Raw genomic sequence first — 12292 nt, 5'->3', positions numbered from 1 at the left:
AGCGAGTGAAACGCCATCACCATTAAAATCGCGATCGCACGCAAACCATCAATCGCCGAATGCTCATGATCACTTGCACTTAATGCTTGAGAAAAGTCAGATTTGATTTGCCAAAATGCCACAGAATGTTTCCAAATCGGTTTAAGTGGCTGGATTTTAACCGATTTTGCACCACCAGGCCTGGTGATTCAAAAATAAGCATAAAAAAACCCGCCATTTTAATGGGCGGGTTAAAACTAGAGTAACGCTTAAATCTTCAAAAAGCTCAGGCACACAAATCTTTCAACGCCTGCATTTGTTCTTTAATTAATGCCTTGGTGTTGTCATTGGTGAGTTCACCTTGCGCTGTGAAGTGTTCAAAGGCATTACCTACCATCACTTCTGGCACCGCCAACACTTTGACATCTGGATAAATCAGCATTTGACGTAACTGATATTGGGCACGTGCACCACCTAGCCCGCTTGGGCTGGCACTCATAATCGCGGTGGGTTTATTTTTTAGCGGTTTTTCAGGGTGAATCGACAGCCAATCAATCACATTTTTCATCGCCGCCGTGACCGAATAATTAAACTCCGGTGACGCCAAAACGAGCGCATCGGCTTGTTTTAAGTCGATCGCTAATTGATTAATTAAATCTGGAAACCCAGCTTCTAATGTATTCGGATCCAGCAACTCGATGCCGTTCAAAGTGCGAACTTCCATAGTCACACCTTCTGGAACCAAATCGGCGGCCGCACGTAATAATGACGTATTTAATGAACCGTTTCTAACACTGCCACTAATCGCTAAAAATTTCATATTTTTCCTCTAATCTCTTGCCTTAACACAAATCAAATAATAAAAACTCGGCCTTCGAATCGGTGGTCATCACCAGGCCTGGTTCTTCTTCTACCGCCAAACCATCGCCGGTTTGCATAGATTCCCCATTGACATCCAATTCGCCTTTAACCAACTGAATCCACACGCCACGACCAGGACGAATATCAAATTTCACCTCTTGGCCGGCTTGCATTTCTGCACGGTACAAATCCACATCCTGGTTAATAAATACCGCGCCATCTCTAGCGTCTTGAGAAGCTAATAGCACTAAATCCCCCAAGGCGGCCTGATCATAACGAATTTGTTGATAGGTCGGTTTAATATTATTTTTCGCCGGCATTAACCAAATTTGATACAAATGCGTGGTATCGGTATCCGACGGATTAAACTCGCTGTGCGTAATACCCGTACCCGCACTCATGCATTGAATTTCGCCCGGCTGAATTTCTTCGACATTGCCCATGCTATCTTTATGGGCTACACGCCCCTCAATCACATAGGTGATAATTTCCATATTATCGTGCGGATGCGTTGGAAAACCCGCACTCGGATCAATCCAGTCCTCATTCATCACACGCAAACTACGAAAATGCATATGATTACGATCAAAGTAGCTCGAGAAAGAAAACGTATGATAGGATTTTAACCAGCTATGCTCGGCATAACCGCGTTCCTGAGAAGGTCTTAAACGTAACATTTCATTCTCCTTATTTAGTTAACGGTCAAAGTTTAACTTTTTCTTGTATGGATGATAAGATGCTAATTATGAATTTACTTTTTCCATAAGAGAAAAGTTGGCACCCGTATGATTAATCAAAAAGATTCACTCGAAGGCTTAACTATTTTTGTGCAAGTGATTGAATCCGGCAGCTTTAGTGGCGCGGCGACCCAACTTGGACACGCGGTTTCGCATATTAGTAAAGCCATTACGAAACTGGAAAAACGACTCGGTGCGCGATTAATCAACCGAACCACTCGAAGTTTAAGTCTGACAGACGTGGGCCAGGTCTATTTCGAAAAAGCCAAACAAATTGTGACTGATGCTTATGAGGCCGAACAAAGCATTACTCAACTGCAAGACAGTCCAACCGGTCGGCTTAAAATCAGCCTGCCAAATAGCTTCGGCCAATCACATATGCAACCCATTGTGACCCAGTATTTATTGCAATACCCACAGGTGAAACTGCAAGTCGATTTCAGCAGTCGATTAGTCGATGTGATTGGCGAAGGCTTTGATTTGTGTGTGCGTATGGGTCAGCCGCAAAGCTCAAACTTAATTAGCCGAAAACTGCTCGATTTTGAGTTTATTACCGTGGCCACGCCTGAATACTTTGATAAATACGGTCAACCCAAACACCCACACAATTTAAAATCCCACTTGGCGATAAAATACATGTACAACCAAGTGCCAGTTACCTGGGAATACCGTAACGAAAATAACGAAACCATCCATGTGGATGTCGAAAACCTAGTGGAATGCAATAACTTGCCCATGCAAAAAACCCTGATTATGAATGGCCTCGGTATAGGGCGTCTTCCCAGTTTTATGTGTGATGAAGAAATCAAAAGCGGACAACTGGTACGTGTACTAGGCGAATTTGAAAAATCCCAACAATCCGCTTACTTACTCTATCCACACCGCTTACATTTATCGGCCAAAGTACGAGCCTTTGTCGACTTGGCGATTAACTACTTTCAAACCGGCCAACATAAATCATGAATCCTAGCCAGTCGGTTTTATCCCATGAGCATTTTTACCAAAATCTAAATGTCATCACAGATTTTGAAGACATCTTACACCTGCATCATTTTGAAGAATTACCACTTGATTGGTGGATTGTTGTCACCGATGTGGTCAACTCCACTCAAGCAATTCAAGCCGGACAGTATCGTGCCATTAATGCATTGGGTGGCGCCACGGTCGCGGCCATCACCAACGCGGTCAAACCCTTGCGCATTCCCTATGTTTTTGGCGGCGATGGTGGCAGTTTTTGTATTCCATCCAGTCAACTCGAAGCGGTGAAGTCAGCTTTAATTGGTTCAGCACAATTGGCACGCGACAGTTTCGATTTAAATTTACGTATTGGCTGTGTGCCCTACCGTGTCATTCAGCCCAAAGCCAAAGTGTTGGTCGCCCGCTTCCAAAAAAACGCCAGTCTTGAGCAAGCGGTTTTCATCGGTGGCGGCTTGTCCGAAGCCGACCGTCTGATTAAGCAAGACCCACAATATATTTTGCCAATAAATGATAATGAACAAATGGTGGATTTCTCAGGTTTCGAATGCCGGTGGAACCGTATTCCCAGCCCCAAAGAAGTCACCCTGAGTATTCTGGTCAAACCGCGCCAAATCGAACTCAATCAACAGCTCACTCTCTACAGCCAGCTCAAAGCAAAAATTCGTCAATGTGTCGGTGATGAAAACCAACACCACCCGATTAACACAGAAGGCATGCAGCTGGGTTTTAAAGCACAAACTTTAATGGGAGAACTTGAGGTTAAAGCTTTTCATAAAAGCGCTTGGCAAAAATTCAAGACTCTATGGAAGCTGCGTTATGAGAATATAATTGGCCAGTTATTTATGCGATACAAAATCAAGCATGGACAAGCCGAGTGGGGCAACTACAAAACCGACTTTGTCGCCAACTCCGACTATCGCAAACTGGACGACATGTACCGAACCGTATTGAGTGCTAGTGAAGCCGATTGTCAGAATCTTATTGATTGGCTTGAAAATCAATTTCAACTTGGTCAGCTTTATTATGGTGTGCATAAAAGTAATGCGGCCATCGTCACCTGTTTAATCAGCAAAACCGGCGTGGACCATATGCACTTCGTTGATGGTGCCGACGGCGGCTATGCGCTGGCAGCACAAGCACTAAAACGCCAGATACAAACCGACTTACCAAAACATCCGAACCGATTGAATAAATAAGTTCAACAAGGTAAATTGAGAATCATTAATAAAAAAACAATGGATATCTCATGATTAAACGTTCCTTTAGCTTGAGAACTTATTTATCGCTCTATTTAGTATTCACTATTACAGCGCTTACACTCATCTTAGGTTTTACCGTTTGGTATAAAACCAGCGACTATATAAAAAACGAAGCCGGTCAAAACCTAGCGGAATCGGCTTATTTAATGTCCGATAAACTCGACCATTACATGTGGTCTCGTTCGACCGAGATAGCCATGCTAACCAGCTTGGATTTATTTAAAAGTGCAACGTCACTTGACCAGATTCAGCATGTAGTGGATGAGCTTCAACACAAAATTCCGGCCTTTTCATGGATTGGTTACCTTAGCCCACAAGGTGACGTACTCGCGGCTTCGGACAAAATGTTACTCGGTCAAAATATCGCGCAACGCCCGGTTTTTAATCAAGCAACTCAACAGCCTTTTTTCGGTGATGTACACGAAGCCGTTTTATTAGCCAACTTACTCCCCAATCCAACTGGCGCACCGATGAAGTTTGTCGACATTAGTTATCCCATCTTTGACCAACATAAAAATCTAACGGGTATTCTGGCCGCACACTTAAGTTGGCAATGGGCACAAGAAGTACGCAAACTAATAATGAGCCCTTTCAAGCAGCACAAACAACTCGAAATGCTGGTGATCAGCAAACAAGACAATAGCGTCATTTTAGGTCCCCAAAAATACCTCGGCCAAACCCTGTCGCTTGAAAGTGTTCAACTCGCCAGAAAAGGCGAAAACGCTTATCGAATTGAAACCTGGCCGGATGGCAAAAAATACATCACCGGATTTATACAAACAAAAGGCTATCAAAACTATCCTGGCTTGGATTGGACTATCTTAAGTCGACAACCGCTTAACCAAGCCTTCTATGCCGTTAATGAACTGCAGTTGCTCGTGTGGCTGATCGGTGGCCTGTTTGCTTTAATCTTTGCCTACATTAGCTGGCACCTAGCCAGTCGAATCGCACGTCCTCTAGAAGAAATATCAAAATCCGCCAAACAAATCAGCCAGGGTAATAACATCGAAATTCCGATAGATCGTGGCCTAAAAGATATTGAAGTCTTATCCAATTCTTTGCGCAGCATGGTGCATAACCTGACGCAAACAGAAAGTGCACTGGCAAATATGAAACAATTAGCACATCACGACCATTTAACCGGCTTACCCAACCGCATTGCGCTGGATGAGTATTTAAAACAAACCTGCCCTAAAGCCATGCAAAAACAAGCCAGCTTAACCTTCTTTTATATGGACTTAGATAAATTTAAAGAGGTGAATGACAAGCACGGACACAATATTGGCGACCTATTATTAAAAGACGTCGCACAAAGATTGCATAACAGCATCAAATCAAGCGACTACCTAGTGCGTCTCGGCGGAGATGAGTTTTTACTCATACTCATGATTGAAAAAGGCAATCTCATTGAGGTGGCGACGGATATTGCAAACCGGATCATCGAAAATTTGAACCGACCCTTTGTAATTGAGCAACGCAGTCTAACAATCGGTTGTACAATCGGCGCAGCCAGTTGGCCGAATGATCAGCGCGATCCAATAGATGTTATTCATCTCGCCGACCAAACTTTATTTAAAGCCAAAGAAGCAGGTCGAAATTGCGTTTTATTTCACAACCATGAGTCCTAAAATGAAACCAGAACACCACTCAAAAGATACCCTTTACGCCCAACCCTATGAAGCCTTAGGCGCGTTTCAATTTGATGAATCCGTGGTATCGGTTTTCCCTGATATGATTCAGCGTTCAGTACCCGGTTACCAAACTATTTTGGCCGGTATTGCTGAGCTCACCACCCAGTTTGTTAAACCCCATACTCGTATTTATGACTTGGGGTGTTCGTTAGGTGCCGTTACCCTGACCGTCCGACGTAAACTTGAAACCACGCCCTGTGAAATCATTGCGGTCGACAATTCCTCCGCCATGATTGAACGCGCCAAAACCTATCTGGCCGCGTTTCACTCGGATGTTAAAGTCGACTTTCAACTCAATGATATTGCCAATATCGATATTCAAAATGCCTCATTAGTGGTGCTCAATTTCACTCTACAATTCATTGCACCCGAACAGCGAGAAGCGTTAATCCAAAAAATATATGATGGCTTAAATCCAGGCGGCGCGCTAATTTTGTCGGAAAAAGTGCACTTTAGTGACTCAAGCATTCAAAACGCGATTGAACACCTGCATTTACAATTTAAACGTGCAAACGGTTATTCCGAGCTAGAAATTAGCCAGAAACGCGCATCACTCGAAAATGTATTAATCAGCGACACGCCCGAACAGAATATTGAACGACTTAAAAAAGTGGGTTTTCAACATCACGCCATCTGGTTACAGGCGTATAATTTCGCTTCTTTTTTAGCGATTAAATAACCAACAAAATAAGAGTGTTCCACGTGAAACAACATCTTAAAACACTTTGGCCCCAACTCGAACATACTCGGTTAGAATTTTGGCAAGACGCGCTCGATCCGCTCATCGAAGCCGCGCTTCATCCCGAAGGTAATGGAAATCTTCCGCGCTGGCTTGCCGCGTTAGATACAATTCAAACATTCAATCCATCAGAGCAAGTGGAACTTAATCGCGCCGCCATCCTGGCGCAATCCGAACACTTTAGCGCCGAGCAACGCCAACAACTCGAAACCGCCTTGCGCGCACTCATGCCTTGGCGAAAAGGGCCGTTTGAAATTGAAGGGCTATACCTTGACACCGAATGGCGTTCGGACTGGAAATGGGATCGCGTACTGCCACATCTCGCCCCTTTAAAAGATCGCAAAATTTTAGATGTCGGTTGTGGCAGCGGTTATCACCTTTGGCGCATGACAGGCGAAGGCGCCAAGCTCGTCATAGGTATCGATCCAAGTTTGTTATTTATGGCGCAGTTTTTAGCGATACGTCAATTTATCGGCGAAACCGCAACCTTTTTTCTGCCATTACCCCTAGAAGCCTTACCCGAATCGAAATACGGTGGCGAGTTCGATAGCGTATTTTCAATGGGCGTGTTGTATCATCGCCGCTCACCGATCGATCACATTGATGAACTCAAACGCCAGCTGAAAAAAGGTGGCGAACTAGTTTTAGAAACTTTGGTCATCCCACCAGAACACGGCCAAATACTCTTACCCGATGACCGTTATGCCCAAATGCGAAATGTATGGTTTTTGCCATCGGTGAAAGAACTCGCTCATTGGTTAACACGTTGCGGATTTGAGAATGTACGCTGTGTCGATCTCGACCAAACCTCAACCGATGAACAACGCACCACCGATTGGATGCAATGGAATTCATTAAAAGACTTCCTTGACCCCAACGACCGAAGCAAAACCATCGAAGGCTATCCAGCGCCACTGCGTGCCGTCATGATTGCAAACAAACCGAGTTAATTTCACAACCACCAGGCCTGGTGGTTGGCTTAAAACCGCCAAACCATAAAACCCCGCAAAAACACTTAAACATCCAGTAAACTAAGGCTTTAATTTTTAGTGGAAATAGAAGCCTTATGGATGTTATTCAGTATATCGACAAAATTAATTCTCGATTAGCCCAAGGCCATACCAGCGAACACACTTTCCGCGCCGATTTAGAGCAACTACTTACCCACCTATTACCCGGTTACAACATTACCAACGAGCCTTCTCAAATTACAGACTGCGGTAACCCGGATTTCGTCATCACTCACAAAACCGTGCCAATTGGTTACATCGAAGCCAAAGATGTTGGTAAAGACCTAAACAGTAAAAGCTACAACGAACAATTTAGCCGTTACAAAAAAGCCCTCGACAACCTCATTATTACCGACTATATCTGGTTTCAATTTTTTGTCAAAGGCGAAAAAGTCGCCGAAGTCCGATTGGCGCAACCCGCATTTGATAACCCACAAAAATACGAAATTGACCACCGGGCGATTAACCTATTTGAAAGCTATATTCGTGACTTCTCGATCAAAGTCACCCAAGCCATTAAAAACCCCGGCAAACTTGCCGAACTCATGGCAGGCAAAGCGCGTTTATTAGAAAGTATTCTCGAAGCCGCACTCAAAGCCGATCTCGACAATGAAACGCAAAGCGAACTCACCAATCAATATCATATTTTTCGCGATATGTTGATTCATGATCTCGAACCCAAACAGTTTGCGGATCTCTATGCGCAAACCCTCGCTTATGGTATGTTCGCCGCACGTTATCACGACCCGGATTTACAAACTTTCGACCGCGACGAAGCCGCGCGCCTGATTCCAAAATCCAATCCATTACTGCGCAATCTATTCCAGTCAATTGCCGGACACAATATCGACGACCGCATCCTCACCACCGTCGATAACCTCGCCGAAGTGTTTCGCCATACCGATGTTAAAAGTATTCTGCATGGCTACGGCAAAAGCACCGCGCAAACCGACCCGATTATTCATTTTTACGAAACCTTTCTCGCCAAATACGATCCGTCTTTGCGTAAATCGCGTGGGGTTTGGTACACGCCCGAACCAGTGGTCAGTTTTATTGTGCGCGCGGTGGATGAGATTTTAAAAACCAAGTTCGGTTTAAAAGATGGCCTGGCGGATAACAGCAAAACGAAAATTGAACTGCAGTCTCAAGTTAAAGATAACCGGACAAAAAGTGGCTGGCGAACTTATGAAAAAGAAGTCCATCGCGTACAAATTCTCGACCCCGCCACTGGCACCGGCACCTTTCTAGCCGAAGTAGTCAAATTCCTTTATCAAACGCGCTTTCAGCATATGCAAGGCATTTGGCCGAGTTATGTGGAGGAACATTTAATCCCACGCTTAAACGGCTTTGAATTGCTGATGGCGTCTTATGCAATGGCGCATCTAAAGTTGGATATGCTGCTGGGCGAAACCGGCTACAGCGCCGAGCAACGCAAACAATCCGACAACCGCTTGCGTATCTTCCTCACCAACTCGCTGGAAGAATACCACCCCGACACCCACACCTTATTTTCGCAATGGCTGAGTAATGAATCCCGCGAAGCCAATGCGGTCAAAAAAGACACCCCGGTCATGGTGGTGATCGGTAACCCGCCTTATTCGGTGAGCAGCACCAATAAAGGCGAGTGGATTCAAAACCTGGTACAGGACTATAAAAAAGACCTGAATGAACGCAATATCCAACCCTTATCGGATGACTACATCAAATTTATTCGTTACGGTCAGCACTTTATTGAAAAAAACGGCGAAGGTGTTTTAGCCTTTATTACCAATAACTCGTTTATTGACGGGTTGATTCACCGCCAAATGCGCAAACACCTGCTCGAAACCTTTGACGAAATTTATATCTTAGATTTGCACGGCAACAGCAAAAAGAAAGAAACCGCACCTGATGGCTCTAAAGACGAAAACGTCTTCGATATTATGCAAGGCGTTTCGATTAACCTGTTTATTAAAAATGGCACTCATATCACCAGGCCTGGTGATTTAGGCAAAGTTTATCACGCAGAGTTGTTTGGAAAGCGAAAAGAAAAATACGACTACTTAGCTCGTAACCTAAGTGCGATTGACTTCCAAACTTTAAACCCTGTCGCACCAAATTATGAGTTCTTCCCAAAAAACCAAGAATTAGAAGCCACCTATAAACTTGGAGTTTCAATTGAAAGCTTAATGCCTCTTAATGCAACAGGCATTACTACAGAAAGAGACGACGTGTGTATTCACTTTACTGAATCAGAAGTCAAGCTTGTAAAACAGGCACTTATTGAACTAGAAGCAGAAGATTTTAGAGCACAATTCTCGCCCAAAAAGGACGGTAGAGATTGGCAGGTCGGCTTTGCAAAAGCCGATGTTAAAGAAAATAGTGGCGAAATTACATCTATAACTTACCGCCCATTTGATTACCGCAAAACGCTCTACACGGGAAAATCAAAAGGATTTATGGCTTATCCTCGTGACCAAGTTATGCGCCATCAACTAAGACCAAATACAGCATTATTGACAACGAAAGTAACTAAAGATGAGGTTGGAGCATTTATTACTAATGGTTTAAGTGGGAGAAAATCTTTTAGTGCGTATGATGTTACTCTTACTTTCCCTCTCTACCTTTATCCCGAAGACGGTAGCGAACGCATTCCCAATTTAAACCCCGATGAAATCAAAGCCTTTGAAACCGCGCTCAATCTGCCGTTTGCCGCTGAGAACCCGGATAAATCCTTCGTGCCTTCGTGTCTTCGTGGTTCCAAAACCCAATTCACCCCAATCGATATACTCGATTATATTTATGCGGTGTTGCACAGCCCCACTTACCGCGACACCTATAAAGAGTTCCTGAAAAGCGACTTCCCGCGTGTGCCTTATCCGAACCCGGACACTTTTTGGCAACTGGTCGAACTCGGCGATCAAATCCGTTTATTACATTTAATGGAATCGACCTTACTCGACACGCCGATGACCCAATACCCCATCGGCGGCGATAATAAAATCACCCGCAAAATTTCTAAAACCAGCCCGGGCTATGAACCTACTTCAGAAACCGACAATAAGCTAGGTAAAGTCTGGATTAACGATACCCAATATTTCGATAACGTACCTCACCAGGCCTGGTTGTTTTATATTGGCGGTTATCAACCGGCGCAAAAATGGCTAAAAGACCGCCAAGGCCGCCAGCTGAGTTTTGACGATATTCTGCACTACCAAAAAATCATCGTCGCACTTACTGAAACCGCCCGCTTAATGCAAGAGGTTGATAAGGTGTTGTATCCACAAGGAGAACAGAATGAGTGAAGATGAGTCAATCGAAAACACACCCGATGCGCCTTATAGTGAGTTTTTACTCTATCAGTCTGATGATGGTAAAACGCGGGTGGAGTGCCGTTTTGAAGATGAAACAATTTGGCTAACGCAAGCGTTGATGGCTGAGCTATATCAAAAAGATGTGCGTACCATAAATGAACATTTAAAAACCATTTATGCCGAGCAGGAGCTGGATGAAGCGGCAACTATCCGGAAATTCCGGATAGTTCGACAAGAAGGCGCACGGCAGGTTTCTCGTTTAATTGAGCATTATTCTTTACCCGCTATTTTAGCGGTTGGTTTTCGGGTACGATCCGTTCGTGGTACACAATTTCGACGCTGGGCAAATGAACGTTTAAGCGAGTATTTGCGCAAAGGTTTTGTCATGGATGACGAGCGGCTAAAAAATCCACCGCTAGAAGGCTCAGGCATCCCCGATTATTTTGATGAGTGGTTAGACCGCATTCGTGACATTCGCGCCAGTGAGCGCCGTATGTATTTACGGGTCAAAGAAATTTTTGCGATGGCAGCGGATTATGAGTCGTCTAGTGCAGAAACCACACAATTTTTTCGCGTGATGCAAAATAAATTGCATTTCGCAGTAAGCGGACAAACGGCCGCCGAAATTATTCACCAGCGCGCGAATGCCGAACAGCCAAATATGGGACTCACATCAACCAAGGGCAAGCAAGTGACAAAAGCCGATGTGACGGTAGCCAAAAACTATCTAAACGAAAATGAAATTGCTGAACTAAATCGCATCGTGACCATGTGGTTAGACTTTGCCGAAGACCAAGCACTGCGCCGTAAACAGGTTTTTTTAAAGGATTGGCAACAAAAATTGGATCAGTTTTTGGCCTTTAATGATCGAGAAGTGCTCGATAATGCCGGCCAAATTTCCAAACACCAGGCTGACCAGAAAGCACAACATGAATACCAACGTTATGCCGAACACCGCCGCGTTTTATTAGAAAAACAAGGTGAACAGGATTTAACTCAAATATTGCAGATAAAACAAAAGTTGGAAAAAAAATAACAAACTTATTAAGTTAAGTAAGCTGATGCTAGCCGTACTTTATTCGGGGTTAATATTGGGCACCTCGATTAATCCCCAATAAACTCTGGCAACGCCAAGTTTGTCAGGTCAAGGCGTGAAAGTGAAGGAATGTCTAGACCTTGAAAACGTTCACAAAGCTGAGCTAGCGAACTTGGCTAAGCCCCTTCGGGGTTAATCGAGGTGCCCTATTTTTAAACGATAAAATCAAACAAAAGAGGATCAACTTATGTCAAACGTGACGGTTTCAACTAAATCCACCTTATCTAAAATCAGCCGCTTTCCTTGGATGTTGTTAGTGATTGCCTATTTAATTGCGATGCAAATATTGGGTATTTCTATGCTAGGCACGGCCGGTTACGTGTTTATTGTGTTGGCCTTGGTGGTGTTGTTTATTGAAATTTTTAAATCTGGCGATGTCGGCAGCGGGGCTTTTTTACTGGATCAGTTTTGGGCCATTTTGGCGGTGATATTGGCGACCGGCTTAATGACTTTTTTATGGATCGCACAAGATCAAACCCCAACTTTTTATCATTGGATTGGGTTTGCTATGATTGTAGCGGATGCTTTATTGAGCCCGTTCAATGCCTATCGCACCGCCTTACGTAACTTTGATGTACCAAGCTAAAGCTTTACTAACTCAAACTCAAACGGATTGCATTTACGCTTGAGTTTGCCATAATGATGGGCT

Annotated in this window: 10 protein-coding genes; 8 read left to right on the top strand and 2 right to left on the bottom strand. The window is 44.1% G+C overall.

The features are described from left to right. Positions 1–265: 265 nt before the first annotated feature. Together VIM91_RS08675 and VIM91_RS08670 are read right to left on the bottom strand one after the other, a co-directional pair. A complete protein-coding gene (locus VIM91_RS08675) occupies positions 266–799 on the bottom strand; it encodes an NAD(P)H-dependent oxidoreductase (protein ID WP_331864425.1) in 534 nt (177 codons plus the stop codon). 22 nt (positions 800–821) lie between these two features. Further along, positions 822–1517 (bottom strand): pirin family protein, encoded by a 696-nt coding sequence (locus VIM91_RS08670; RefSeq protein ID WP_331864424.1) that lies wholly within the window; start codon positions 1515–1517, stop codon positions 822–824. 108 nt (positions 1518–1625) lie between these two features. On the opposite strand from VIM91_RS08670, the gene VIM91_RS08665 reads away from it, so the two are divergent. The 8 genes from VIM91_RS08665 to VIM91_RS08630 all read left to right on the top strand — a co-directional run bounded on the left by VIM91_RS08665 (position 1626) and on the right by VIM91_RS08630 (position 12229). Next, positions 1626–2540 (top strand): LysR family transcriptional regulator, encoded by a 915-nt coding sequence (locus tag VIM91_RS08665; protein ID WP_331864423.1) that lies wholly within the window; start codon positions 1626–1628, stop codon positions 2538–2540. Next, positions 2537–3751, top strand: coding sequence for a DUF3095 domain-containing protein (locus VIM91_RS08660; RefSeq protein WP_331864422.1), 1215 nt, complete (start codon positions 2537–2539; stop codon positions 3749–3751). The genes VIM91_RS08665 and VIM91_RS08660 overlap by 4 nt, the downstream gene beginning before the upstream one ends. Before the next feature lie 50 nt (positions 3752–3801). Further along, positions 3802–5442 carry a sensor domain-containing diguanylate cyclase gene (locus VIM91_RS08655; protein ID WP_331864421.1) on the top strand — a complete coding sequence of 547 codons (1641 nt, stop codon included), beginning with the start codon at positions 3802–3804 and terminating at the stop codon, positions 5440–5442. A gap of 1 nt (position 5443) precedes the next feature. Beyond that, complete coding sequence (cmoA, locus tag VIM91_RS08650; protein WP_331864420.1) at positions 5444–6184, top strand: carboxy-S-adenosyl-L-methionine synthase CmoA; 741 nt, start codon at positions 5444–5446, stop codon at positions 6182–6184. A gap of 14 nt (positions 6185–6198) precedes the next feature. Further along, entirely contained in the window at positions 6199–7194 is a 996-nt protein-coding gene (cmoB, locus tag VIM91_RS08645) for a tRNA 5-methoxyuridine(34)/uridine 5-oxyacetic acid(34) synthase CmoB (protein ID WP_414719627.1), read from the top strand. A 116-nt stretch (positions 7195–7310) separates the two neighbouring features. After that, on the top strand, positions 7311–10538 hold the full coding sequence (locus VIM91_RS08640) for a type ISP restriction/modification enzyme (protein WP_331864418.1): 3228 nt from the start codon (positions 7311–7313) through the stop codon (positions 10536–10538). Next, the gene (locus VIM91_RS08635) at positions 10531–11583 is read left to right on the top strand and encodes a virulence RhuM family protein (protein ID WP_331864417.1); all 1053 of its coding nucleotides are present in this window, start codon (positions 10531–10533) and stop codon (positions 11581–11583) included. The genes VIM91_RS08640 and VIM91_RS08635 overlap by 8 nt, the downstream gene beginning before the upstream one ends. Positions 11584–11830: 247 nt before the next feature. After that, on the top strand, positions 11831–12229 hold the full coding sequence (locus VIM91_RS08630; RefSeq protein WP_331864416.1) for a hypothetical protein: 399 nt from the start codon (positions 11831–11833) through the stop codon (positions 12227–12229). Positions 12230–12292: the final 63 nt, after the last annotated feature.

The sequence above is a fragment of the Thiomicrospira sp. genome, assembly GCF_036568485.1.
Taxonomy (GTDB): domain Bacteria; phylum Pseudomonadota; class Gammaproteobacteria; order Thiomicrospirales; family Thiomicrospiraceae; genus Thiomicrospira.
Note: the sequence above shows the minus strand (reverse complement) of the source record. Positions and strands in the feature narration are given on the sequence as shown.